This window comes from Corallococcus carmarthensis (assembly GCF_003611695.1).
GTDB classification, from domain to species: domain Bacteria; phylum Myxococcota; class Myxococcia; order Myxococcales; family Myxococcaceae; genus Corallococcus; species Corallococcus carmarthensis.
On record NZ_RAWE01000003.1, the window covers coordinates 1 to 25462 of the forward strand.

A 25462-nucleotide genomic window follows, 5' to 3' on the forward strand; every position below is an offset into this window, starting at 1 on the left:
CACCCTGCACTTCCCCCCCGAGCTCCCCATCTCGAGCCGGGTGGAGGACATCACCGCGGCCATCACCGCCCATCAGGTGGTCATCGTCGCGGGGGCCACCGGCTCGGGGAAGACGACGCAGCTGCCGAAGGTCCTGCTCGCCATGGGGCGCGGCCGCCCGCGCCAGATTGGCGTCACCCAGCCCCGGCGCATCGCCGCGACGAGCGTGGCGGCGCGCGTGGCTCGTGAGCTGGGCACGGAGCTGGGCACGGACGTCGGCTACCAGATTCGCTTCGAGGACCGCTCGTCCAAGCGGACGGCCGTGAAGTTCATGACCGACGGCGTGCTGCTCGCGCAGATCCACAGCGACCCGCTCCTGAAACGCTACGACACCATCGTGCTCGACGAGGCCCACGAGCGCAGCCTCACCATCGACTTCCTGCTCGGGTGGCTCAAGCGCATCCTCCCCAGGCGCCCCGACCTCAAGGTGGTGGTGAGCTCGGCCACCATCGAGACCGAGCGCTTCTCCCAGTTCTTCGGGGGGGCTCCGGTCATCCAGGTGGAGGGCCGTACCTTTCCGGTGGACGTGCTCTACGAGCCGCCCCCCGAGGACGACGAGCTCGCCGACGCCGTCGCCGATTCGGTGGCGAACGTGATCTCGCTCGATCCGAACGGGGACGTCCTCGTGTTCCTCCCCGGGGAGCGGGAGATCCGCGAGGCGGAGAATGCCCTGAACGCGCGCGAGCTCCGCGGCACGGTGGTGCAGCCCCTGTATTCGCGCCTGTCGGCCGCCGAGCAGTCGCGCGTCTTCGCCACCATCCCCCAGCGCCGCGTCATCCTCGCCACCAACGTCGCGGAGACGTCGATCACCATCCCGGGGATCGTCTACGTCGTGGACACGGGGGTGGCGCGCCTGTCGCGCTACGACCCACGCTCGGGCACCACGCGCCTGCACATCGAGCCGGTCTCCCAGGCCAGCGCCGACCAGCGCAAGGGGCGCTGCGGCCGCGTGCGCGACGGAATCTGCGTGCGCCTCTACGACGAGGTGAACTTCACCACGCGGCCCGCCTTCACCGACCCGGAGATCAAGCGCACCGGGCTCGCGGGGGTCATCCTGCGGATGAAGTCCCTCGGCCTCGGTGACGTCGAGGACTTCCCCTTCCTCGACCCGCCCCAGCCGAAGGCCATCGCCGAGGGCTGGCGGGTGCTCGAGGAGCTCGGGGCCATCGAGGGCAAGGAGCGCACCTTGACGCCGCTCGGGCACCAGCTCGCGCGCTTCCCGGTGGACCCGCGCATCGCGCGGATGATCCTCGCCGGCGCCGAGTACGGGTGCCTGGAGGAGGTGCTCATCGTCGCCGCGGCGCTCAACCTGCAGGACCCGCGCGAGCGGCCACGGGAGCTCGCGCAGAAGGCGGACGAGTCGCACCGGCGCTTCCGTGACGAGCACTCGGACTTCACGGGGCTCCTCAAGCTGTGGGCGTTCGTGCGCGAGGCCGAGGGCCGGGGGACGTCCCACCTGCGGCGCGTGTGCCGGGACAACTTCCTGTCCTTCCTGCGGGTGCGCGAGTGGCGGGACGTCCAGCGCCAGCTCGAGGAGACCGTCCGCGAGCTGCGCCTGCCGCGCAAGGGCCAGGGCGCCCCGGCGCGCGGGGACGTGCTGCACCAGGCGCTCCTTACCGGGCTGCTGTCCCGCATCGGCCAGTGGAATCCGGAGCAGCGCCAATACACGGGCGGCAAGCAGACGCGCTTCACGGTTCACCCCTCGTCGGCGCTCGCGAAGAAGCCCCCTGCCTGGGTGATGGCGTTCGAGCTCGTGGAGACGTCCCAGCTGTTCGCGCGCACCGTGGCGAAGCTCGACCCGGAGTGGCTCGCGGCGGCGGCTCCCCACCTGCTCAAGCGCAGCTACTCCGAACCGCACTGGTCGGAGAAGTCCGCGCGCGCCGTCGTGAAGGAGAACGCGACCCTCTTCGGGCTTCAGGTCTTCAAGGAGCGCCCCGTGGCCCTGTCCAGCATGGACCCTGCCCGGGCACGGCTGATGTTCCTCGAGCATGCCCTGGTGCGCGGCGAGTACCGCACCCGGGGGGCGTTCCAGGAGGAGAACCAGCAGGTGCTCGATCGCGTGGCGCGCCTGCGGGACAAGGCCCGGCGCAGCGAGCTGCTCGACAGCGAGGCGCTGCTGACGTTCTTCGACCAGCGCGTCCCGGCGGACGTGACGGACGGAGCGGGCTTCGAGGCCTGGCGCCGCAAGGCCGAGGCGGCCGACCCCGACGTGCTCATCCTCACGATGGAGGATGCCCTCTCTCACGACCCGGGCCTGTCCCCTGCGCAATACCCGGATGCCATCACCCTGCACGGCGCGTCCGTGCCGGTGACGTACACCTTCGACCCCTCGGCCGACGACGACGGAATCACCCTGAGCGTGCCGCTGCTGCTGCTCGCCCAGCTGGTCCCGGGTGAGCTCGACTGGACCATCCCCGGGTGGCTGCGGGAGAAGCTCACCGCCCTGCTCGAGCAGATCCCCCGCGCCCAGCGCAAGCAGCTGGGGCCGGTGCCGGACCTGGTCGACCGTCTCCAGAAGGAACTGGTGCCCTTCCGCGGGCCGCTGATTCCAGCGCTCGCGCGTGCGGTGTCCCGGCTGTGCGGCGTGGACGTGCCCGAGGAGTCCTTCCGGGCGGATGCCGTGCCACCGTACCTGCGCATCACGCTCCAGGTGCTCGACGAGCGGGGAAAGGAGCTCGCGCGCAGCCGCGACGCCGACGCGCTGATCGAGCAGCACGGGGGACGTGCACGAGCGGTGCTGCGCAGCGTGGCACCGGCTTCGGACTGGGAGCGCAAGGGGCTGACCGCCTGGACCTTCGGCGAGCTGCCTTCTTTTATTACCCGGCGGGTCGGCGGGCTCGACGTCCGCAGCTACCCCGCGCTCGTCGACCGGGGCGCGGCCGTGGACCTGGTGCTGCTCGAGACCTCCGCCGCCGCCGACGCGGCCACGCGCACGGGAATCCGCCGGCTCCTGATGCTCGCCGCGCGCGGACACGTGGCCGTCAGCGCCGCGCGCATGCCCCTGCCCTTCCCGTCCCTGGACGGCGCGCCGCCCGCGCGGGGCCAGGCCGACGCCTTCCGGGCGCTCGTCCTGGCGCGCAGCGTCGACGATGCGTTCAAGCTCGCACCGGGTGCGCCGCTGCCCCGCACGAAGGCGGCCTTCGAGGCGCGGGTCCAAGAGGGCTCACAGCGCATCGAGCAGGAGGCCAAGGACTGGGCGAACGTCGTCGTTGCCACCTCCGCGGAGCTCGCTGAGACGCTCGCCGCACTCAAGGCAGCCTCCAAGGGGCCGAGCGGCGCGGCGGCCGTGCGGGACATCCGCTCGCAGCTCGGGCACCTGTTCCCCGCGAAGCTCATCGAGTGGATTCCCCTCGTGCGCCTGCTGAACTACCCGCGCTACCTCCGCGCGGCCCAGGCCCGGCTGTCGCGTGCGGTGGCGAACCCCCCCAAGGACGCAGCGAAGGCCACGCCCTTCACGCCCCTGTGGGAGTCCTTCCTCGCCAGGAGCGCCACCGTGCGTGATCAGGAGGCGGCGCAGGAGCTGCGGTGGGCCTTCGAGGAGCTCCGCGTGGCCATCTTCGCTCCGGAGGTGACGACGCCCGTGTCGGTGACGGTGGCGAAGGTCGGCGCGGCCCTCGCGGCGCTGCGCTAGAAGCGAGAGCATCGGCGGCCTCGAGGTGCTGCCGCCCGACTGCCCACCGCCGGCCGCGGGCGCTGCTGGGCGCTCCCTGCTCTCCGGCCCCTGAGCGCGGTCCCCATCCCGGCCCGAGGCCCGGATTGTGGCGGTCTTGTAACGTCCACCTCGGGATGGGATGGCTCATTTCACTACACGGCACTCCCGGAAGCGCATCACGAAACCGCGCAGGCCAACGCGCCTCCGATACACGAGCGATGACGCCAGGCACCGCATTGGGGAACACGGAATACCGTCGGAGACACCATGGGTCAGCGCTCCACTCCATCCGTTCGGAAATCACGCACCGGTACCTTCCGCTACGATTTCGCTTTCTCGATGGCGGGCAGTCAGAGGCGCAGAGCCCGGCGTCTCGCGTTGGAACTGCGCCGCCTGTACCCGAATGTGAAGCTCTTTCTCGATGAGGAACGCCCGTCGGAACTCGACTGGAAGAATGAGCACGACCTTCGCGAAATCTACGCCTCCAGCGCGCGCTACGTCGTGACATTCATCTCCAAGGACTACGAGACCAGCGACTGGACGCGCCTGGAGTTCGAGGCCGCGAGGTCGGCGGAGCGGCAGCGAGGCAATCGTGTCCTCCTCCCAATCCAGTGCGATGACACGACGTTCCTGGGACTGGGAAGCAACGTCATCAAGCCCGACGCGCGCAAGAGGACCCTCCGGAGCATCGCCGAGTCACTGCTTGCCAGGCTGGAGGAGAAGAGGCCAATCGAGCCTGGAGCGCCGCCCGGGCCACCGGTGCGCGAACTGTCGCGGCTGTTCTCGGCCAGCCATCGCCGTGCCCTGGGGCTGCTTGCCGTTTTCGATTGGGTTCCTTTGGAGCTGCTGCATCCGGCCTTCCCCGACATCCCCTGGACGAAGGTTCTCCGAGACGTGCGAAGCTCCGGGCTCGTGATGTCCGAGGATGGGCTCCTTCGGCTCAAACCCGAGCTGAGCCGATCGCTCCTGCAGGACGCCGATGAGGCGAAGAAGCATCAGTCTCGTTGGAAGGAAGGACTCACGAAGCTCCGGCATCATCCCGACATCGCCTTGATGTACGCAAAGGTCAGCTTCGACCTGGGCGACCTCCAGTCCGGGTGCGAGGCGCTGATCTCCGCAGGGCATTCCGTGGAGTTCCCCGCGTTGTTGAGCGCCTATACCGATGCCCTTGTGGGCATCCTCACTCACGAGCGCTTCCATGTGATTGGAAGCCACCAACGCAGGCGCGCCCTCAACTCGCTGGGCATCTGCCTCTGCCGGCAGGGAATGCTGCAGGAGGCGCTCAAGTACTTTCAGCATCTGCAGAGCTGGAGCAGAGCCTCGGGCGATGCCTGGGCACAGGGGCAGGCGCTGATCAACGCGGGTGTCGCGGAGGCCCGACTCGGGCACCTGCTCCATGCCAGGGCATTCTACGAAATGGCCGCCGAATTCGGCCGGAAGACCTCGGACCGCACCCTGCGGGCCAGGGCTCTGGGGAATCTCGCGATGACGGGAATGGGCCGTCCGGAGCGGGCCGAACGGATGCTGCGGGAGAGCATCGCGCTCAAGGAGGTCATCCACGATGAGGCCGGCCTTTTCGCTGGAGACTTCACTCAGGGGCTCCTGGCCGCGGGGGCTGGCCAATGGCGCGAGGCCATTCCACACTTCGCGAAGGCCGCCCAGCGAGCCCGGAGTACGGGAAGAGTGCCTGAAGAGGCGGCTGCGCTCGTGCAATTGGGTGAATCCCGGTTCAAGGCTGGACGCGTCTCGGCGGCCCTCTCGACCTATCGGAAGGCGCGACAGCGCGCGAGCAGCCTGCCGGAGCAGCATGCGGAGCGGAACGATGCACTCATCGGAGCCGTCCAGGGCGAGGCGGTGGTCCTGCGTGAGTCGCGGCAGTGGAAGGCGGCGGAACCCCTGTTCCTGGAGCTCATGCAGCTCAAGGAACACGGCGGAGACCGACGGGGCGCCCTTGACGTCGCCCACGACCTGGCGCTGCTTCACGAAGAGCATGGGAAGAAGGCGGAGGCCCTGAATCTCTTTGAGAAGACGGCGGCCCGGGCGCTCCGGTTGAAGCTCTTCGAGCCTGCCTGCCGGTGTCTCCTGGAAGCGGCGAGACTCACAGACGGGAAACACGCCCGTGCTCGCACACTGCTCCGGCGGGCACGGGCCGTGGTCGAGACCCACGGAACTTCCGAGCAGCGCATCCATGTCGCACGCCTCCAAGCGGCTTACGAGAACGCGCAGGGGTGCCCTGACAAGAGCGAAGCACTCCTCCGGGACGTCCAGCCCCTGGCGACGGAAACAGGACTGAAGCTGGAGCTCCTTCATTCCCGGATGGAGATACTCTTGCAGGCAAACCGCTGGCCGGAGGCAAGGCGGCTGTACTCGAGACTCACGCACCTTGCTGCGGAGAGCGGTCAGCACGCGGCATCTATCAATGCCCGCCTGGCCATGGGAGGCCGCCTCTGGGCCGCCGGCGGCGAGTCTCGCTTCGAGGCCTGTCAGGCCTATGTCATGGCGCTGCTCCTCGCGATTTCAGAGAGCGAGCACCTGGAGGCCGACGCGTTCATCACGGTGGGCATCCAGATGGTCGCGACCCTCATGAGCAATCCCAGCGGCAAGATTCCCTTCGAGAAACTCTCGGACAGGCTGGCGCGCTGGCTCATTCGGGAATGGGATCTGGCCAAGCACCCCGAGTTCCAGCATCTCGGACTCTGGCCACTTGCGGTCGTCCGTACACTTCAGCCGATACGCCAGCGGCGCAAGCCTTCCCTGCGCATCATCGAACGAGTGGTCGAGCACGAATTCAGGAGCGCACTGGACGGGGTCCAGAAGGTCCTCGTCCGCGGCCCCCAATGACGAGCTTCGGGGAACTCCTGATAGCGAATCAAGACCACCAGGTGCCCACATCAAGAATGGTGTGGATGGTTCGGACCAGTTCCTGCTCGCCACCGAGGAAGAGGAGGACGGGAGCGAGCGCCTCGAGGTCCGATAGCAGCTCCCTGCGTGGCCTGGCGGAGAGCGTGGGCAACATCTCGGCCCAGAGGCGGCGCAGTTGCTCTCGGGGGAGTCGTCGCAGCTCTGGAGCGAGCAGGTGAAATGCGGATTGGCGCGAGGCGGCGTGGCAGGCCTCTCGAAATGCTTCCTCAAGAGCCTCAATATGCCGCGCCGAATTTCCCATCTTCGCCAGGGTTCCAAGCACCACCGCGCGTGCTTCGGGCTCGGGCTGTTCCCTGGCGAGTTGGAAGAGCATCGGTAACAGGTCGACTGGAATGTGCGGTGCGATCTTGAGCAGCGGCTCCTCGGTCCAGACCAGACTGTATTGCAGGCAGCCGCTGAGCGCGCCTGTCAGCACGTCAGGTCTTCCTGGAAACCGGACAACCAGCGAGGCCAGTGCCTCGGTCTGGAGGTCCCCTGTATTCATGGATTGTGCAACGGAGATCGCCTCCTCGGCCAGGACGTCTGGAAGGAGTGGGGTGACCAGTCGCAGGAACTCCGCGATATCCATGTCGGTCGGCGATTCGCTCCGTAGCAGCTCGAAGGCCTCCCACAGCACAGGCTCACGCTCGGAGATGGAGAGCCGCGGGAGCAAGGCACCCAGCACCACTGCGCGACCGCTTCCTGTGCACCTCGCGACCAGGTCACGCGCCTGCGGGAGGAGATGGCGCTCCAGAGACGGAAGCAAGGCAACCAGCGTTTCGACAAGCTCGCCTGGCCTGCTGGCATGGCTGGAAGTGTCGAGGACCCAGCGCTGTGACTCGGGTGGCAGCCGTGGCGCCAACTCGCGGAGCCCGCCGCGAGCAAGCCATCCCTGGGTGTGCACGAACATGGCTTCCAGGGCATCCTGAAAGAACGCCTCAGGAATGAAGGGGACGAGCAGGTCCAACGTATCGTTGAGAATGTCCCTCCTCCGTTCCGCGACGAGGTGGCCCAGGGTCTCCCACACCCGTGGGTGGCCCGCAGCCTCACCCAACACGCGAAAGACGCCCCGCCAATCAAAGATGAGTCCCCGGACATTCGCTGCGGCGAGCGCTTCATCAAGAAACCCGGTTCGCATGGGTTCCTCGCACACCGATGCAAGTCGTGCCATGAGCCGATGCCAGTGGGGCTGTTCGCTTCTGAGTCGGGTGCCCAGTTCCACGAGCACCGGCTTCCGTGTCGGAAACGGAAGCCGGGCTGCGATTCCAATGCACGCATCAACCAGTGCCCACGAGTCCTGGACTTTTCGGGCAAGGGCCAGGGCTTGATGGAGCCGTTCCTGGCGTCCTGGAGCGGGCGTTCGCTCTGCCAGACTCGCCAGGACCCGGGCTTGGACATGTGGGGTCGGGAGCCTGTCCACGGCGCGCACGGCTTCATCGATTGAGTCCTGCTCGAGAAAGGGCGCCAACGACTCGATGGCAGTTCCCCGGGCGAACTCGTTGGGAATGGCGAACGCTGCCTTTGTCAGCCGCGGCAGGTCGCTCCTGGCCGGAGCACCCGGCAGTTTCGCCGGCTCGACCGCATGCCGTTTCCAAGCCTCATGCAGCGCCCGCTGGCCCTCTCGCATCGCATCCTCGTCGCCGAGCAATTGATTTAGTGCGAGCCCCAAGTCCAGGGGGACATGACTTCCGTGGGATTCGATTTCTGTTATTCCATGATGCAGGCGCAGGTCCGGGGACAGCTCCCCCAGAATCAGCTGCTTTGTGTTCTGTCGCGCTGCCGCGGCAAATGAGACAACCTCCTTCACCAATTCATCCTTGTTCGCCTCGGGCTGATGGTTGGCCAGGAACGCCAACACACGTGCCCGGAAGGACGCAGGCCGGAGTTGACGTGCGGTATCGATGACCTGGGCGGCGAGCTTCGGTGACAGGTGGGGAGCCAATTCGCGCAGTGCGTACTCCAGCGTGTCCTCCGGCGCCCGGAAGGTATGCTCTATCGCCTCACGCAGACACTCCTCCTCTTCACCGGGACAGGCCTTCCCAAGAGCAATGAGCGCCGTCACCCGCCCCACCACATCCGGAATCTGCCTCGCGTAGGCCCGGCACTGCGACAGTGTCCACTCCCCATGCTGCACGAGTCGTCTCAGGAGCAAGGGAGGGATGTCTTGCGCCAGCGTGTGGACACTGGCTCTTGCCATGGCGCAGCGGATTTCATCCGCCACTGCGCTTGTGGCGCCGCGACGTGCGGCAAGCTCCGCCTCCCGCTGGACTGCGCGCGACGCCCGTTCAAGATCAGTCAGGAAACTGGCGAGGGTCGAGTCACGCGCTTCCACCGCACGCCGCCATTCGTCACTCACGAGCCGCAACATCGTCGAGGCTCCGCTCCTGGCTTCCTCCAGGTGCGCCCCCAGATACTGAAACAGATATGGGGGGACTTCCGCTGGCGTAACGTCACCGGTCGCGAGCCCGCGCAGCGATTCCTCACCCCATTCGAGGAATCGCTCCTTCCACCTGCGCCGATCCCCTGTGCTCAGCTGGCCGGCAAAGTAGGTGCCCAGGCCTGGATGCGTGAACGTGTAGCCCTGATCGCGACCATTCCCGATGATGAAGCGGGCCAATGGCCGCAGCATCTCCACAAGTTCAAGGTCCGTATCGGCCCTCAAGAGCTTGAGGACCTCGTCCCGGCGCATTGGCCCCAGGGCGCAAGCCAGAAGGCCCAGGAGGTTCCAAACAGCCCGCTCATGTTGGGCAGCCTGGGCACCCCAGAGTTTCAGTTGCTCACTCCACCATCGCTCGAAGTAGCCCGTGAGTCCTGGATGGAGAGTCCCCATTCCAGCGGGTTCGTGAACGGGCCTCCCTTGCTCCTCCCATTCGGCGAGGTACAGGCTCAGCACCAGGGGGGCTCCCTCGGTGAGCCGGTACAGTTCATCCACCCGCGCTGAGTCCCGGGCGAAGTCCCCCAGGGGCGGTCCCAACTGCTCGATGGCCTCCTCGACTCCATCACGGTCCAGGTGCTCGAGCCCGCTCACCGAGGCGAGCCGAGCACGCTCCCAGCCCAGCTCCTGCCGCCACCAGACCGCATCGCGCGCCACCATCTGCCGTGCGGACAACAGCACGCGCAGTCCTGGCAGAGGGGCTTGTGGGAACAGGGCTGGGCCGAGGTCCAGGTCGGCCGCCTCATCGATTCCATCGAGGAGGACCAGCAGAGGGCGCCCGTCCTTCAGCGGCCGCGTCAGCGCATCCGAAATGAGCCGGCGCCAGGTCTCCAGCGTCATGTCCCGGCGCGAGGGAACAGCCTCGCCGTGAAGAAACGCGAGGCGCGCGCCCAGGGCACTGAGAATTGCCCCCGCGAGGTTGGTCTGGAAGCGCACGCTCACGGGCATGTACGCAACAGCCACGTCCGAGCGTGCCGCCAACCGGGATACCCACTGCGCGAGCAGCGCGGACTTGCCCTGGCCTCCTGGTGCCAGAAGCAGGCGGTAGGGAGCCTCTGTGCCCGATGCGAGCCAGGTGTCGAGCGCGCTCAACTCCCCTGCCCGACCGCCGAATGGCGCGGCTCGGCGGCTCGGCGCGCCCACGTAGTGGCGGAGGAAGCTCTCGATCCGATGCGCCAGGTCTTCCGGGAGCTCGGTGATGCCCCGAACCAGTGCCTGGACCGGGTCTGTAGGGGCGGCAAGCGACGTCACAGGCAGCGGAGTCGGAGGCACCTGCGTCCCGGGCTCCGCCACCGCGCGAAGGAGTTCTTGGACTCCACGCTCCCAGTGCCCTTCCGGAAAGACGTCTACCGCGTGACATGCCCTTAGGGCCGGGAGGAGAGCTACGTTCTCCAAACGAACCGGAATGACCCGGCAATCGCGGCCCGCCAGTTGGCGCTGTAGCGCGAGGTCAACCTCGCGCTCGACCCAGCGGCTCTCGCACGCGCCACGCGAGAGGCAAACCACCACGAACTCGGCTCTGGCGATCTCCTGTCCGATCCGGGAGGGGAAGGGCTCTCCTGCCCGGAGCCCGGTTCGATCCCACCAGACCGTGTGGTTGGCTCGGCGGAGCGCCTCCTCAAGCCGCGCGACCTTGCGCTCATCTTCACGTGCGTATGAAAGAAAGATCGTCGCCATGCGCGGCGGACGCGCAATGGAAGCGCATCCTGCGCCGGCATTAAACCCACCTTCCGAAGCGACACAACCCAGGTCGACTCAATCCGTGCGCGGGGCGTCGGACGCACGCCACAAGACCGCAGGAGCAGCGCGTCCTCACTTCTTCGCGCGCAGCCGGGACAGGCCGGTGAGGATCAGCTCAATGATGCGGTTGACATCGCGCGTCCAGAACAGCTCGCGGTTCTCGGGGCCGCTGAGCTCATTGCCACGGGAAAGTCCCTCAACGCCCGTCGTCCTCAGGAACTCGGTCATCTCGGAGTAGTCCCACCACCTGACGCCGCGCTCGTCATAGAGGCGGCGCATGCCCTCGGCGTGGGGCGCCTGCCTCTGGTAGTCCCAGGTGAACTCGCGCCGGGGGCGGTCCTCAAGGAGGTCGACGAGAACCGCGGAGGCACCTCCGAAGGCGCCCACGACATACAAGGCGCCATTCGCCGCGAGCGTCAGCAGCGCCTCCTCGATGACCCCGGGGATGCGTCCGGAGTACCACTGCTCCTTCTTGCCACCGTCCGGCGTCGCCGTAAGCGTGGGGCCGGCCTTGCCGCCCATCAGGATGCGCGCCTGGACCTCCTTCACCTGGCGCTCCCGCATTACGGTCATCCCACGGGCCCAGGCGTAGCGGCGCTTCTCATTGTCCGCAGGGAACCACGGCGGCTCCTCGGTGAAGGTGCCGGCCTCCAAGTCCTCAATCCCCTCAGGACGGGAGACGCGGACGAACGTCGCGAGCTTCCGGTACTCCGAGCGCTGCTCCTTGGAGATGGACAGCGGCCACCCCACGTAGTTGCGGATCCGCTCGACGGGAGGAATACCGCTCATCGACTGATGGGCCTTGACCAGGTTGAACAGAGTGGCGGTGTAGCCCTGCTTTCCAAGGTGCCCTCCGTAGGCCAGGCTGGCTCCGCGTACGAGCAGGTAGCGGGAGACCTCGACGAGCGCCGCGTCCAGGTGCTCTGGCAGGACTCCGTAGCGGTGCGGGTCATCACTCTCGGAGATGGACAGCGCGAGGGTGAGCCCCGCCAGCGGTTGCCCGGCGCTGGCGCGCTGGAGCGGAGTCTCGATGTGATGGCCCAGCGGCTCGAAGAGTTCGAGCTCCTCGTCGCCGAGCGGTGGGTCGGGGTACAGGACCCCCGCTCCCTTGGGGAGCCGGACGAGGGTTGCCAGCTCCGGGGGGACGGTGAGCACGACATCCCCCTTCCGCATCTGGGCCTTGAGCACGCATCGAGTGTGAAAGTGCCGCAGGGTCTCCTTCAGCATGAGGTCGACAGCGCGCGCGGCGCTGCCATCAGTCCAGCGCATCACGGGGGTGTTGCCGATGTACGGGAACCTGCGGAGGTCGAGGTCATCGAGCGCGTCGACAACCACGAGCGGGCGGTTCTTTTCCTTGGCGAGCAACACCTCCCGGCGGCACCAGGGACGCCCGCTGTAGCTCTTCGTCACGAGGGCCAACAGGACCGAGTCGTGAACCCCTTCCGCGATGGCCGTGGAAAACTCGGAGCCTCCTTCAATCTTCGCGCTGTCCACCCAAGTCTCGACGGGCTGGGTGGCATCCAAGTGCTTGACGATTTCGCTGAAGACCTGGGGAGCCGAGTGGATGTCCTGCTTGGCGTGGCTCAGGAACACCCGCACCGGAACCTTGGTGCCCCGCTCCTGCCCCATCAGGAAGCGAACCAGCTCGACGACGACGATGCGGGTGGTCCAGGCCGTGCGCTCCGCCTGGGGCTGGAGGAACGCCTTGTGGAAGCTGGTCTCCTCCAAGCGGGGGTCCAGTGGCCAGGCATGCTTCGTCAACTGCACCGGCAGGAAGCGATGCCGCCCGTCACAGCAGCGCTCCCACAGGTCGCCGATGAAGGTGGACCAGAGCTGACGGCCTAGTGGAAGCGTGTCGGGCTCGCTGTTCAGGTCGTCATCCGCGAGAACCACCACGATGCTGTTCTGGGCTTCATCCAGGGCGTGCTGAAGAGGGGGATGCCCCGTGCCGTCCTCGGCGACGAGGACGGTGGGCACGCGCAGCCCCGGGAGTGCAGGGTCGTCATTGAGCGCGCGGTGAAGTTCGACGGCCAGGGCCCGGGCCTCGTTGGACGCGGGATGGAACACGAAGTGGACGAGCAACGGAGTGGACACGTGCACCTCGGCGGGAGAGTGGGATGCCGCAGCCGAGCTTCCCACTCCTCAGCGGTGCCTGCACTCCACTTCTTTGCCACCGTTCAGGACCCGAACCTGCGCAGGTCGTGGAACTCCCATCGCACCAATGTCAGACTCCACGGTTCTTCGAGGCCGGCTCTAGAGTCGGTGATTGGGAACGAACGACTCGGCATGGACTCCGTTGAGAAAGCGCTGGCGAACGGAGGCTAGATGCGCCTCCTTCATCCCCTCGCCATGTCCGAGCGCAATGAGATCGTCGATAGCGCGAGCATCATCGAGGGAGAAACGCCCGGGGCTGACCACCTGGTCGATTCGATGCACGTTGCGCCCCGTCAGCAACTGCGCATGGGCCTGCGCCGCTTCTGCCTGACCTCTCATCAGGATATCGATGAGCGCCTTGTTCCACCCAAGGATGCCTGCGCGCCGGCGGCTCGGGGAGACGCTGAATGGCTCTCCAAGCGTCCCAATGCTAAGTACATCTATTTGATCCAGTGGAATCTCGAGGAAGTGAACTGCCTCGGCTACTCCAACCATGATGGGGCAGTTGGCCCACACACCGCCATCGACGTAGCTGGCTCCTGGATGGTCGGCGAAGGCGGCGGCGGCAAAGTAGGTGGGAGCCGCCGAAGTTGCGAGGGCGCAGTCCACCGCGCTCGCCTTGTACTCCCCGGTGAAGCGAGCATGGTGCGCGGTCTTGAGCAGGAAAATGCGTCCCCCGACAGCGTCGTACGTGGGAATGACGAGTCGGCAGCGCGCCTCGCCCAGGCGCATGTCGTTAAACACCGAGCGCAGCGCGGCCTTCAGCGCTTCGTGCGAGCGCTTCGGCGCGAACAACTGCCGGAGCGTGAGACTCGTGCGCTGCACGAGCCCCGTTCCTGGAAAGATGTCGAGCCCCTTGTCCCGGTAGAAGTCACGAATGGTCGACGCTGGGAGGCCCAACGCGAGACCAAGGGCGATGATCCCACCGGTCGACGTCCCTGTAATAAGATCGAAGTGGTCGACGCAGGCGCGGCCCGTCTCCTTCTCCAACGTCGCCAGTACCGAAGCGGAGAAAGCTCCCCGGATTCCCCCACCATCTAGACTCAGGATACGGAAGCGGCTCATCAGATTCACTCGCCTCAAAGGGTGTCAGCCGACCGGGCTTCAGATCAAGAGCTTGCTCCTGATGGGGTCTCCCAGGGAAGGGCAAGCGACGGCGCGGAAGGAAACCCACATGCTGGACCATTTGGGCGCCCCGCTACCGGCTCCCGGTGATGCCCCACAGCAATTGGCTAAGAGGATCAGGAGCGGTTCTGCGGTAGTCCACCCACATCATCCCCTCGAGAAACAGCGGTAACGTGGGTTCACCGACCAGACTTGGCAGCAGCACCGGGATCACCGGCCGGTGCGAACGCACAAAACCACGCAGGAGCGCGTCCACCTCCAACTGCTGCCAGGGCCCTGGCCCGCTTCCTCCCAAGAAGACGGCTGCCGCCTGGGCCTGCCGGACCTGCTCCTCCAGTGCGGTTTGCCATGGCAGACCTGGACGAAGCTCCCACTCATCGAACCAGGGCCGCAAGCCGACTGCCCGCATCTGGTGGGCAATGCTCCTCACCGCTGTCTTGTCCGCACTGTTGTGGCAGAGGAAGACATCAAAGCCGCTCGACTTGGCCGTTGGTGCGCATGGCGTGCACCTGCCCTGAAGGCGGTACTCCACGTCGGCATGCTTGACCAGGGGATGCGAGTCAACCAGCCGCTGGCCTCCTATCCCGGCCGAGCGGAACATGTCCAGCCCAGCACGTGGCCCCACCTCTTGGAAAACGGCTGTCAGCGATGGATGATCCGGCGCGATGCAGGCCGCAGTCAGCGATGAGATCCTGCTTCGCGTCGCCTCCAGCCGCTGCCTGCCGGTTGTCAGCGCCTCCCGGGCTCGTTCCAACTCCGGGCCCACCCGCTGCCTCAGTTGCTCAATGAGTTCCTCCTCCGTGGGCAAGAGCGCCAGGAGACGCCCAATCATATCTGCCTGGAGCTTTTCCATCTCGCGTACCCAGCCATTGCAAGTCTCCTGGATGACCAAGTCCGGAGGAGGCAGGCTTTCGGAGAGCAACGGCTGGACATGGCTTTGGTACAGTCGCTTGAGCTTGGCCTGCTCTCGATCTACTGCCTCGCGGCTAGCGCCATGGTACTGCAACGTGCCGATGGTCCGGCTTAGCCTTTGTAGATCCCGTTGCACCCGACGGACCTCGCCGAGGACTTGATCTGCTCGCGCGGCATCCAGGTTGGGGATTCTGCGAAGCGCAGCAGCAAGCAGCCTGGGGCTGCCTTCTTCTACTCTCCTCCTTACCTCCAGAAATGCAGACCGGATGACCTCCTGCTCCAACTGATACTGCGTCTCACAGTCGACCAGACTCTGCCTACCGCGCGCCAGCGACCAATCCTGCTGCTGCAATTGCTCCGCCAAGCTGTTGGCGGTCTGGATGTTTTCCAGGTAGCGACTGAATGTCGGCTGGCAACGCAGACGTTGCACAACTCGCCGTAGGATCGGCACCAACTCATGGAGGTGCTCAGGGGCCAGTGGGACGATGCACTGTTCCCGCTGGGGGATGCCGTCGATCACCACCATGCAGGGGAGGTGGTCCAATACCCCCAGTGATCGAGCGACCTCATCGGCTGCCGGCGTCACGGCCGTGATCTCCCGTGTGCTTCCAGACCACAGGGATTCCCCCTCCTCCACCAACCGCCGAGCACGCCCGAAAGCCATTCCAGGCTCGCGGCTGATATTCTTCAAGTAGACGTCATCGTTCTGTGTTTTCCGGATCGAAAACCGAGGCCTGGGCGACTCGGCGTATTCGCCATGCGACCGCACCCGAATCCGGCGTGCCAGGATGGCGCAGGCGATGTCCTCGCCGGTCAGAGAGTCGATAGAGACCAAGTGGCGCGCGAACCAAGTGGCGATCTCCGCATCGGCCTCCCCGAACAGGAAGAGGAGGTAGCCGCCGAAGGGCCGCCCGAAGACCTCGCCCGGGTTGGAGACGAGTGACGGCAAAATCGGGTCCGAGCTTCGCTCAACCTTTATCTGAAACATTCCCCCTCCACGGCGATTGGCTGGATGGGATCCCATCCTACCAGCACGTCACACGGCGTCGATGGGGTGACGCATGGCTTTAACAAGCTCGGAGAGCATAGGATGGCACCCTGCAGCCCGCGGGGGCTCGCGCGCCGGGGGCAGGCGCGCACCTGCCATGGGCAGGCCCAGGTGCTCCAAAATCGCGCGCCCCCTCGCGGCGTCTTTTCCTTCAGCGGCTCCTTACCGTGAACCGTTCCGGCATGAGCACGAGCCAATCCGGAGCGGGCCCCCTCCTCCCGCTCCGGTGGCATGGTCCCACGGCGACATGCCGCGGTCCTTCACTGCGCGGTCCAGATGGCGGCGATGCTCTCGTTCACCGTGGCACCGCCCGCTGTGTCGATGAAGATGGACCGGATGCGCTTGGTGGACTGGACGCCCACGAACTCGAAGGCATTGGGATTCGTATCGAGCACCGCGTCGTCGAGGACCTCCTGGGTAGCGTCCGTGAAGGTCAAGGGCACCTTGTGCCGGGCCAGGTTGTTCGTGAGCAACTCCAGGCCCACGGCGGAGACCGGACGCAAGAAGGCGATCTCGTAGTCGTCCTCACCGCTGGCGAGGATCGTGGGCTTCACGGTGGGGATTCGTGTTGTTGCTGTGGTTCCAGCCGGGTCCCATGAAGCAGAGCCAGGTCTTGGCGCGAGGCGCCAGGACGTTGATGGTGGGCGTGCTGAAGCCCCACGGCAACCCTTCACCGAGAAGGACCTGCGGTTCGGGTAAGGCTCCCTGCCGTCCAAGACAACGGTTCGGGACTTCACGTTGGGTCCGCGGCCCAGCGCCGCGCGCCATCCTCACGTCTAGGCTTGCCCCCATGGCAAACCGGCACCGCGTCTATCTGGTCCCCGGCTTCTTTGGCTTTACCCAGATGGGTGACAAGGAAACGGAGCGCATCGCCTACTTCCAGAACGTCCCCCGTTTGCTCCAACAGCGGTTCAAGGAGCGCGGCATCGATGCGCAGGTTCATGCCGTGGCCTCCTCCCCCACCTCCGGGCTGGAGGCGCGTGCCCGCGACGTGTTCCAGGAGATGGCACGGACCGCGAACGAGGACGACGCGCAGCTCCACCTCGTCGGGCACTCCACGGGCGGGCTGGATGCACGGAGCGTCGTCTCACCGCGCATGGCCCAGGAGGCCCCGGCCTTCGTGAAGCGCGTGCGCTCGGTCGTGACCATCGCCACCCCGCATCACGGCACCCCGCTGGCCAGCTTCTTCCACGAGGGCGACGTGGGGAAGACGCTGCTGCGCTACCTGTGGCTCTTCACCTTCCTCACCCTGCACCGCAAGGCCATGCCCTTCCGGACCGCCGCGCTCCAGGCGTGCTACTGGCTCGTCCTGAAGAGCGAACAGGCGAAGCTCCCGCCCAACCTCTTCAATCAGATCGTCCGGCTGACGGCGGACCTCTCCGAGGGCGAACGCGAAGACCTCATCCGGTTCTTCAGCCAGGTGGGCGAGAACCAGACACTGATCCAGGACCTCATGCCGGCCAGCATGCGGGCCTTCAACGCGACCACGGCGGACCGGGAGGGCGTGCGCTACGGCAGCGTCGTCACGGGCGCGCCGCCGCCCAAACGGGCCATCCCTCTTCTGCTCACCCCGGACACGCTCCTCCACGGAATCTTCTCCTTCCTGCACGCGAAGAGCGCGCCCCTGTCCCCGGAGCTCCAGATTCCCGCGCGCACGGCGGCCCAGTCCCAGTCCCTCCAGGATGTCTTTGGCAGGAAGTTCGAGCCCCGGAGCGACGGCATCGTCCCGAGCCGCTCCCAGGTCTGGGGACGGGTCCTCCACGTCGCGGTCGCGGACCACATGGACGTCATGGGCCACTTCGACCAGCCTCCTGAGTACATCAGCTGGCTGAAGTCGGGCTCCGACTTCCAGGAGCCGCAATTCCAGGCGATGTGGGAACGGGTGATTGACTTCACCGTGGGCGGCGCCGCGACTGTTCACCCAGGGAACTGAGGCAGCGGTGCGCGCCCGTCGGCGGATGACGTCCAGCCCGTCTCGACGGAGAGTCACCCCATGCGCCATGGACTCGTGACCCCGTTCCTCGCCGCCTTCCTGCTGAGCGCCACCCCCGAAGCGCAGGCCCAGACGTCCCGGCCGCCCACGCGCCAGGAAGGCAACCTCGCCCCGGGACGCGGCGGTGACAGTCAGCAGTCCGTGCCGCGCCAGGGCGACATCCCCTCGGGCGCGCCCGTGGAGACCGCGCCCCCCAACGTTCCGGAGTTCAAGCCCGCGTTCCCGCAGCAGACGCGCGCGCCAGCGGTGAAGACGCGCACGCCCATCGTCGTGACGGAGGTCGCCTCGGGCTTCAACAAGCCGTGGGCCATCGCCTTCCTGCCGGATGGCCGCTTCCTCGTCACGGAGAAGCCCACGGGCTCGCTCTTCATCGTCACCGCCGCGGGCAAGAAGTCGCCCCCGGTGACGGGCCTCCCCAAGGTCGACGGCCGGGGACAGGGCGGGCTGCTCGACGTGGAGGTCGGGCCCGACTACGCGAAGAGCGGGCTCATCTACTGGACCTATTACGAGCCGCGGGAGGGCGGCAACGGGCTCGCGGTGGCGCGCGCACGGCTGGTGGACGGCCCGAAGCCGCGCATCGAGGGCCTCCAGATCATCTTCCGCATGCAGCCCACGCTCAAGTCCACGCTGCACGCGGGCGGACGGCTGGTCTTCACGCCTGACGGCAAGCTCTTCGTCACGCTCGGCGAGCGCTCCATCCTCCAGGGCCGTGTCCAGGCGCAGGACCTCAAGAGCGACTTCGGGAAGATCGTCCGCATCCTCCCGGATGGCTCCATCCCCCAGGACAATCCCTTCGTGGGCAGGAAGGACGCCCGGCCGGAGATCTGGTCCTCCGGACACCGCAACGTCCTCGCCGCGGCCCTGGACGCCCAGCAGCGGCTCTGGGTCGTGGAGATGGGACCGCGAGGAGGCGATGAGCTCAACCGCCCCGAGCCCGGCAAGGACTACGGCTGGCCCACGATTGGCTATGGCGAGGAATACTCGGGTGAACCCATCCACAAGACGACGCAGGCCGCGGGCATGGAGCAGCCTGTCTATTATTGGGATCCGGTCATCTCGCCCTCGGGGCTCACCATCTACTCGGGGGCGCTCTTCCCGGAGTGGAAGGGGAACTTCTTCATCGGCGGCCTGTCCAGCCAGGCGCTGGTGCGGCTCGTCCTGAAGGACGACCGCGTGGTCGGCGAGGAGCGCCTGCTCACGGAGCGCAACGCGCGGATCCGCGAGGTGGTCCAGGGACCCGACGGTGCGCTCTACCTGCTCACGGACGATTCGAACGGCCGCCTGTGGAAGCTCACCCCGGGGGCCACCCCGCCGGGCCGCGCCCCTTGACGCGGCGATACCTCACCCGCCCAGGAACGCTTCCAGCGCTTGGGCGAGCGCCTTGGGGTCGACGGCATGCGTCTGTCCCTCCAGCGTCCGGTGGCGTGCGTTGGGAATGGCCCGTGCCAGGGTCTGGATCGCCTCGCGCATCCAGCCCGGGCTCGCACCTCCTTCCATGACGAGCGTCGCCGCGCGGACGGCCGACACCTGCTCGAGACGCAAGGGACCGCGGGCCGTGATGAGCAGGTCGTAGCTCAGCGTGTGAGCGAGGTGCTCGAGGCCCGCCCACATCGGCGCCTTGCGCATCTGCGCGACGGCCGACGCGGGCATCTGCATCACCTTCGTGAAGTACAGCTCGACGGCCTCCGAACGCCGATTCCCCGCGGCTGCGTCGTCGAGCTGCTTCGCGAGGTCTTCAAACGCCCGGGCCCTGCCCTCATCGAGGATGACGGGAGGCTCATAGACGACCAGCTTCGGGATCGAAAGGCCTCGGGCCGCGGCATCAAGGGCCAGCAGGCCACCGGACGAATTGCCGAACACGGCGGCGGATCCGCCAGCGGCGGTGATGAGCGCAGCGAGGTCCTCCACTTCCCTTTCGAGCGCATGGGGCGGTGTGTCCTCGCTGTCCCCACGGCCGCGCCGGTCGTAGCTGAACACGGTGAATCGCTGGGCCAGCAGGGCCGCCAGCGGAGTTCCCGAGGCCGGCGCCGTGCGGTCACAGAACGCTCCGCCGACCAGGATGAGCGGTGGACCCTTGCCGGTGGTTTCGAACGCGATGGACGTCCCATCGGCGGACTTCACGGTGTTGATCTTCATGGCAACTCCTTCAGGGCAAGGCAGCAGGCGGGTAGCCGTGCGTGCGGAAGGGGACGTCGAGCTCGCGGCAGACCTCGGTCAGCAGCTCGGGCGCGTGGTAGTAGTTCCGCAGCCGCGCGATGTGGTCGCCGTCCAGTTCGACCCGCACGACGGCGTGCACTGCGTCTCCCGACCACCAGAGGAAGAGCGATTCACCGCGGTGCGCTCGGAGCTCGCAACGAGGCGGATCCACAAGCCCGTAGCCGCCCTCGGGACAGCCGAAGAGCGTTCCCTTGAACGAGCCGTCCCGGACCGCCTGGGCCCCGGACTCGATCTTGAAGCCCGGATACTCCAGGGTCGCCGTATCGAGGAGGAGCGCCGTGAGACGATCGAGGTCCCGCGCGTTGAAGGCGTCACAGAAGGCGTTGAGGACGGCGGGCGCCACCGGAGCCGGTTCGGCCGGTTCCGGCGTCACCAGCTTCGCCCTCCCCCTGTGCAGGGCGGCCTTGATGGCTCCGGTGGTGGTGGAGAGCGCTTCGGCGGTCTCCTCGAGTGACAGCCCGAAGGCATCCTTGAGCACGACCGCGGCTCGCTCTTGTGGCGAGAGCTGGGAGAGCAGCGTTCCCGCGGCCTCACGCGTCGCACGAGGCTCGGCGCGCGTCGCCGGCTCCGGGACCTCGACGCCTTCGGGGATCGGGGCCTCTCGCGCCTGCCGCATCCGGTTGAGCCACAGGTTGCTCGCGACCCGGAAGAGCCACGCCCGCGGGCTGCGCGGTGGCTCCGCCATGATGGCGAGGCTCGCGAACGCCCGGGCCATCGTCTCCTGGGCCATGTCCTCGGCATCCCAGGGGCTGCGCGTCAGCTGCCGGCAGTACCGGTAGAGGTCCGGGCGGAGTGGCTCGTAGGTATCAAGGAAGCGGCGCCAGGACGCCTTGACGGCTTCTCCCAGCGGACCTTGCGACTCAGTGCTCATGACGGAGAGACACGCGACAGGCGAAAAAGGATACGGGCACTGCGGAGGCCCCCGGACATGCTCCGGGAGCCTCGACACGTCAGCGCGTCAGGGGCACTTGCTCACCATCAGCTCGCCGCCATTGTTGGTGGCATTGATGCGGAAACTGAACACGTAGTTGCCGGCCTCCGGAATGGCGAGCGAGGACTCCTTGCCGGGGCCCGCGGCGAGCGACATGGGCTGCTCCGAGGCAATCACCACCGGGGCCGAGCCCGACACCGCCAGCTCCGTCGACCAGTCCGCGCTGGCGAACTTGAACGTATAGGCAGTGACCGCCGGCTCGTTGACCACCACCTGGTAGATGTTGTCGCCCTTGTAGGCGAACCGGCGGTTGGCGGGCGTCGCACCGAAGTTGTCCCCACCCACGTAGCTGCCTCGGATGAAGAGCTCCTTGCCGAGCGGGCCGAGTCCGTCGACCGTCGGAGCGTCGCAACGGGCCAGCGGTCCCTGACCGGAGAGCCCGCCTCCCGGGCCTGTCTGCGGGCCCTCGGCCGTCGGCGAAGCGATGTCGAAGAACCTGCCCTCGAAGGGCTTCAGCGCAATCGCATGGTGCCCTTCCGAGAGAGCCACATCGGTGCCCCCCAAGAGCGCGACGAGGGCTCCCCCGCTGCCAATGGCCGTCCCTGCCACGGTGATGACCGCGGGCGTCGCCTTCGCGTTCAACACATACAAGACGTTGTCAGCGCCCTTGTCCTTGCGGTCGATGAAGACGTTGTCGTCCGCGTAGATGTGCGTCCGGCTGCCGTTCGCCAGCGCCGGATGGGCATCGCGCAGCGCCATCAGTGAAGCGACGTGGTGCCTCAGGTCCGCCTGCGCGGGCGAGAGCACCGTGGCGGGCGCCCCCACCGTGGTCGGGATCCCTTCCACGAGGGCGGAGGTCCGGGAGACATGGTCGTCGCAGACGCCCCGGACGGCGCAGGTCGCGTTGTCCTCCCGGGCCGCGAAGCCCGGCAGCTCCTGTCCGACCTCATCACCGTAGTAGAGGGTGATGGGGCCGCTGTACTCGGCCATGACGCTGAAGGCGGCCTTGTGCCGCGCCCACCAGGCGCTGTCCTGGGGCTCCGCCAGGGCCCCGCGCTGGAGGAGATCGCCGAAGCGGACCAGGTCGTGGTTGGTCAGCATCAAGTTCGGCATGGCGTGGGCCGGATACGCCAGCTGGTTCTGATACCCGGCCTGGAGGTTGCGAGCGGCGCGGTTCCCCGTGCCGGACTCCTCGACCGCCAGGGTCTGCACCAGGCTGGTGCGCATTGGGAAGTCGAACGCGGACAGCAGCGCGGGGCTCGCGGTGGTGCCATAGCCGTTGCTGGCGATGTCGTTCGGCCCGCTCCAGATCTCCGCCACCATGTACCCCAGCGGATGGACGATCTGGCCGGCTGCGTTCGTGTAGCTCACGTCCGCCGCGGCACTGGCGACAGCGGTCCGCAGGTCGTCCCAGTACTGCACCGGAACCTGGGCGGCCTGATCCAGGCGCCATCCGTCGACCTTGTACTCGGTGACCCAGTGCGTGGCGACCTCCTTGAAGAAGTCGAGGTCCGCCGGATAGACCGCCGCCCGCCCGGTGCCTCCCTGCTGCCCCGTGGTGGAGAGCTTGCGGCCCAGCGGCGAGGTGTAATCACTGGCATTGACCTTGTAGTGGCCGAACACGCCATCGAGGAAGACATACAGGCCCCGGGCATGGGCGCCCTCCACCAGCTCCTTGAGCCTGGCGTTGGTGCCGAACTTCGGATCGACGTTGAAGTAGTCCGAGGCGAAGTAGCCCGTGGCATCGAGGCGGCTGGCCCAGTCGTCCTGGCCACTCACGGGCACGCTGGTGAAGATGGGGGTCAGCCAGAGGGCGTTGACGCCCGTCGCCTTGATGGCGTCGAGGCTGTTGATGATGCCTTGCAAATCTCCCTTGTGATGGCTGGTGCCGTAACCGGTGTTGTAATCCGCGGTGCTGTCGGCATCGACGAAGGCCTCGACCATGACCTGGTACAGGCGAAGGTTGCACTCGGGTTCGCCGTTGCCCTTGAAGCAGGCCAGGCGGCTGTCGGCCCGTGCCGCGGCGGCGCTGACAGTCGCGGTGTAGACAGCGCCCGCATCCGTCCCCGCGTCCACCCCTCCATCCTCCACGCCAGCGTCCACACCCGCATCCACGCCAGCGTCCTCACCCGCATCCGATGGCGGAGGCTGGGTCCCTCCATCGCTTCCACTGCTCTCGCCCTGGCAGGCGACCAGGGCACCCGCCATCGCGAGCGTGAGAATGGACTTCCGCCAATGCATGACACGCGCTCCTCTGGGGCCGGCGCCCCATGAAAATCCATGGAGCAGCATACTGTCGGCATGGCGAGGTCCACCCCTCCTTCGGAACGCACGCCGCGAAAGCCTACGTGAGCACCCTCGCCCAGACTCCGAAGGCCAGCTCCCCGATGTAGGTCGCACCCGCGTTCACGCGCTCCTCCGTGAGCCGCAGGTCGAGCGTGTCCACATCGAGCTCCGCCTCCGTCGCGACACCGTGTCTCACGATGCGGGGCACCATCGCGCGGACGATGGCTCCCGTGGGATGCGCCTGCGCCGGCGTCTGCACGACGGCCACCGCCCGGACCTGTTCGACCGTGAGTCCCGCCTCCGTGAAGACCGACGCCAGATCGAAGCCCATGTGGATGTTCGCGCCCTCGCGCTCCACCGTGCGCCAGATCCACTCACGCACCTTCGCGTGAAGCGGCAAGGGCGTGAGGCTCACCGGTCCCACCGTCGAGTCGTGCTCCTGGAAGACCATCAGCCCTCCGGGCTTCACCGCCCTTGCGAGCCCCCGCACGGCCTCGACGGCGTTCGCCTGGTACATGAGCACCCGTCTTCCCACGACGGCGTCGAACAGGCCCTGCTCGTTCGGAATCGCATGGAGGTCTCCCTCCACGAACGTGACGTTCGACAGGCCCTGTTCCCGAGCCCTCACGCGGGCCTGTTCAATCGCCCCGGAATCACGGTCCACGCCTACGACCTGCCCCTGCGCTCCCACCAGGCTCGCGGCCATGAAGGTCACGTCGCCCCTTCCACAGCCGACATCGAGCACCCGCATTCCCGCCCGAAGTCCCGCATCCGCCAGCAAGCGTTCCGTCATCGTCGCCACATTGTCCATGCGACCGACCGTAGGCAGCCCGCGCCGTCCTCGGAAGGGCGCGGCTTCGGATGGCATCGGCGGATCTTTCGATACGCGCTTTCGTGCGGGGGGCGCGACGGCGGGCTGAAGTGAGGCGCCCGCTTCGTACTGAGTTCCGCTACTCCGCGAGCCGCATCAACGCGTCGAACAGGGAGTCCTCTACGTCCCGCCAGGCCGCGCTTCCGAAGCTTCAACGTGCCGATCGACTCGAAGGCCACCACGCCTCCTGACGTCAGGCGCTCATTTGCTTTCAACCCGTCCCTGCGGAGTCGGGCTCGCCATCAACTCCGCGCACGCCACGGACCAGGCGCGATCGTCGGGGTAGAACGCCGTGCGGAGGTACGCCCACGTGAGCCGCTGGACGGCTGCGACCCTCGCGGGGTTCTCGTCGGTCGTTTCCGTCACCAGAGACCCGGAGATTCCACCGAGCAGGTGCTCGGCTCCAAACAGCGTCAGGAGCGACTTGGGACCCGGGCTCAAGGTGTACGCGTCCGTGAACCATTCCGGACCGCGGACAGTCAACGGAGACTGGTCCCGATCGCCCGCGACGACGAGGGTCGGCGTGGTCATCTCGGCATAGACCTGATTCAAGTACGGAAAATGCTCACGCGCGAGCGGGCTCAGCGCGTCGCCCCCTCGGCCACCCGCGCAAAGCAACACGCCGACCTTGATCCGAGGATCGGACAGGTCGTCACCCAATCGGCCATCGGGCCCCCTCATTCTGGCGCCAAGCAGCATCCCCGTCGTCTGAGCCCCGAACGAGTGCCCAACCGCGGCGATCCGGCTGCGATCGACGCGGCCCGTGAGTCCCGGAACGGACGCTTCGATGACGTCCAGGTGATCAAGCACGCGCGTGACATCTTCGATGCGGTGTTTCCAGATCGACGGAGTCCGCGGGTCGTCCGGTCCGAGGCCGAACGTCCTCGAATCGAGAAAGGTGGGCTGGACCACGACGAAGCCACGAGCCGCCCAGGAGTGTGCGAGGGGAAGATAGCCGTCCGACGATGACCCATAACCGTGCGCGAAGACGATGATTGGCAAATCGCTTCCCGTGACGGGCGCCGAGACCCGCACTTCCAGATCCGCGCCACGCCCCGCCGCCGGCAGAACGACAGGACTCACCGACACCACCGGCGCGGGCGCGCCGAAGGCTCCGTCTTCAGCTCGAGTGATTGGCTTGCTCATAGGACCGCGCTCC

The 25462-nt window shown here is 67.1% G+C and carries 14 protein-coding genes; 4 read left to right on the forward strand and 10 right to left on the reverse strand.

Annotated features, from left to right (window positions below; translation table 11 throughout):
* Both hrpA and D7X32_RS01405 read left to right on the forward strand, forming a co-directional pair.
* Positions 1-3670, forward strand: a 3670-nt coding sequence (gene hrpA, locus D7X32_RS01400) for an ATP-dependent RNA helicase HrpA (RefSeq protein ID WP_244238799.1), incomplete at its 5' end; no start/stop codon positions are given.
* Between the two features lie 288 nt (positions 3671-3958).
* Entirely contained in the window at positions 3959-6532 is a 2574-nt protein-coding gene (locus D7X32_RS01405; protein WP_120600674.1) for a tetratricopeptide repeat protein, read from the forward strand.
* A gap of 28 nt (positions 6533-6560) precedes the next feature.
* On the opposite strand, the gene D7X32_RS01410 is transcribed toward D7X32_RS01405, so the two are convergent.
* From D7X32_RS01410 to D7X32_RS01430, 5 genes are all read right to left on the reverse strand, one after another.
* A complete protein-coding gene (locus tag D7X32_RS01410; RefSeq protein ID WP_120600675.1) occupies positions 6561-10703 on the reverse strand; it encodes a toll/interleukin-1 receptor domain-containing protein in 4143 nt (1380 codons plus the stop codon).
* A 135-nt stretch (positions 10704-10838) separates the two neighbouring features.
* Complete coding sequence (locus D7X32_RS01415; protein WP_147449965.1) at positions 10839-12860, reverse strand: TIR domain-containing protein; 2022 nt, start codon at positions 12858-12860, stop codon at positions 10839-10841.
* A gap of 159 nt (positions 12861-13019) precedes the next feature.
* Positions 13020-13985, reverse strand: coding sequence for a CBASS cGAMP-activated phospholipase (locus D7X32_RS01420; protein ID WP_120600677.1), 966 nt, complete (start codon positions 13983-13985; stop codon positions 13020-13022).
* A gap of 133 nt (positions 13986-14118) precedes the next feature.
* Positions 14119-15945, reverse strand: coding sequence for a toll/interleukin-1 receptor domain-containing protein (locus D7X32_RS01425; RefSeq protein WP_120600678.1), 1827 nt, complete (start codon positions 15943-15945; stop codon positions 14119-14121).
* 320 nt (positions 15946-16265) lie between these two features.
* Complete coding sequence (locus D7X32_RS01430) at positions 16266-16559, reverse strand: hypothetical protein (RefSeq protein ID WP_120600679.1); 294 nt, start codon at positions 16557-16559, stop codon at positions 16266-16268.
* 236 nt (positions 16560-16795) lie between these two features.
* Between D7X32_RS01430 and D7X32_RS01435 the strand changes: the two genes are divergently transcribed.
* Positions 16796-17938, forward strand: coding sequence for an esterase/lipase family protein (locus tag D7X32_RS01435; protein WP_158625572.1), 1143 nt, complete (start codon positions 16796-16798; stop codon positions 17936-17938).
* Positions 17939-17998: 60 nt separating this feature from the next.
* Positions 17999-19327 carry a PQQ-dependent sugar dehydrogenase gene (locus D7X32_RS01440; protein WP_120600681.1) on the forward strand — a complete coding sequence of 443 codons (1329 nt, stop codon included), beginning with the start codon at positions 17999-18001 and terminating at the stop codon, positions 19325-19327.
* Between the two features lie 12 nt (positions 19328-19339).
* Here D7X32_RS01440 and D7X32_RS01445 read toward each other — a convergent pair whose 3' ends face one another.
* From D7X32_RS01445 to D7X32_RS01465, 5 genes are all read right to left on the reverse strand, one after another.
* Positions 19340-20134: an alpha/beta fold hydrolase gene (locus tag D7X32_RS01445; protein ID WP_208752275.1), complete on the reverse strand. Its 795-nt coding sequence runs from the start codon at positions 20132-20134 to the stop codon at positions 19340-19342.
* Positions 20135-20144: 10 nt separating this feature from the next.
* The gene (locus tag D7X32_RS01450) at positions 20145-21086 is read right to left on the reverse strand and encodes an RNA polymerase sigma factor (protein WP_120600682.1); all 942 of its coding nucleotides are present in this window, start codon (positions 21084-21086) and stop codon (positions 20145-20147) included.
* 87 nt (positions 21087-21173) lie between these two features.
* Positions 21174-23387, reverse strand: a complete 2214-nt coding sequence (locus D7X32_RS01455; protein WP_120600683.1) for an alpha-amylase family glycosyl hydrolase — start codon at positions 23385-23387, stop codon at positions 21174-21176.
* Positions 23388-23490: 103 nt separating this feature from the next.
* Entirely contained in the window at positions 23491-24300 is an 810-nt protein-coding gene (locus D7X32_RS01460) for a class I SAM-dependent methyltransferase (RefSeq protein WP_120600684.1), read from the reverse strand.
* A 204-nt stretch (positions 24301-24504) separates the two neighbouring features.
* Entirely contained in the window at positions 24505-25449 is a 945-nt protein-coding gene (locus D7X32_RS01465) for an alpha/beta hydrolase family protein (RefSeq protein ID WP_120600685.1), read from the reverse strand.
* Positions 25450-25462: the final 13 nt, after the last annotated feature.

Excerpts from the sequence above, each read along its gene's own strand:
- D7X32_RS01445 (WP_208752275.1), bottom strand. The coding sequence starts at position 20,134 with ATGAAGATCAACACCGTGAAGTCCGCCGATGGGACGTCCATCGCGTTC.
- D7X32_RS01450 (WP_120600682.1), bottom strand. The coding sequence starts at position 21,086 with ATGAGCACTGAGTCGCAAGGTCCGCTGGGAGAAGCCGTCAAGGCGTCC.
- D7X32_RS01435 (WP_158625572.1), top strand. The coding sequence starts at position 16,796 with ATGGCAAACCGGCACCGCGTCTATCTGGTCCCCGGCTTCTTTGGCTTT.
- D7X32_RS01405 (WP_120600674.1), top strand. The coding sequence starts at position 3,959 with ATGGGTCAGCGCTCCACTCCATCCGTTCGGAAATCACGCACCGGTACC.
- D7X32_RS01465 (WP_120600685.1), bottom strand. The coding sequence starts at position 25,449 with ATGAGCAAGCCAATCACTCGAGCTGAAGACGGAGCCTTCGGCGCGCCC.
- D7X32_RS01420 (WP_120600677.1), bottom strand. The coding sequence starts at position 13,985 with ATGAGCCGCTTCCGTATCCTGAGTCTAGATGGTGGGGGAATCCGGGGA.
- D7X32_RS01410 (WP_120600675.1), bottom strand. The coding sequence starts at position 10,703 with ATGGCGACGATCTTTCTTTCATACGCACGTGAAGATGAGCGCAAGGTC.
- D7X32_RS01455 (WP_120600683.1), bottom strand. The coding sequence starts at position 23,387 with ATGCATTGGCGGAAGTCCATTCTCACGCTCGCGATGGCGGGTGCCCTG.
- D7X32_RS01440 (WP_120600681.1), top strand. The coding sequence starts at position 17,999 with ATGCGCCATGGACTCGTGACCCCGTTCCTCGCCGCCTTCCTGCTGAGC.
- D7X32_RS01425 (WP_120600678.1), bottom strand. The coding sequence starts at position 15,945 with ATGTTTCAGATAAAGGTTGAGCGAAGCTCGGACCCGATTTTGCCGTCA.
- D7X32_RS01460 (WP_120600684.1), bottom strand. The coding sequence starts at position 24,300 with ATGCCATCCGAAGCCGCGCCCTTCCGAGGACGGCGCGGGCTGCCTACG.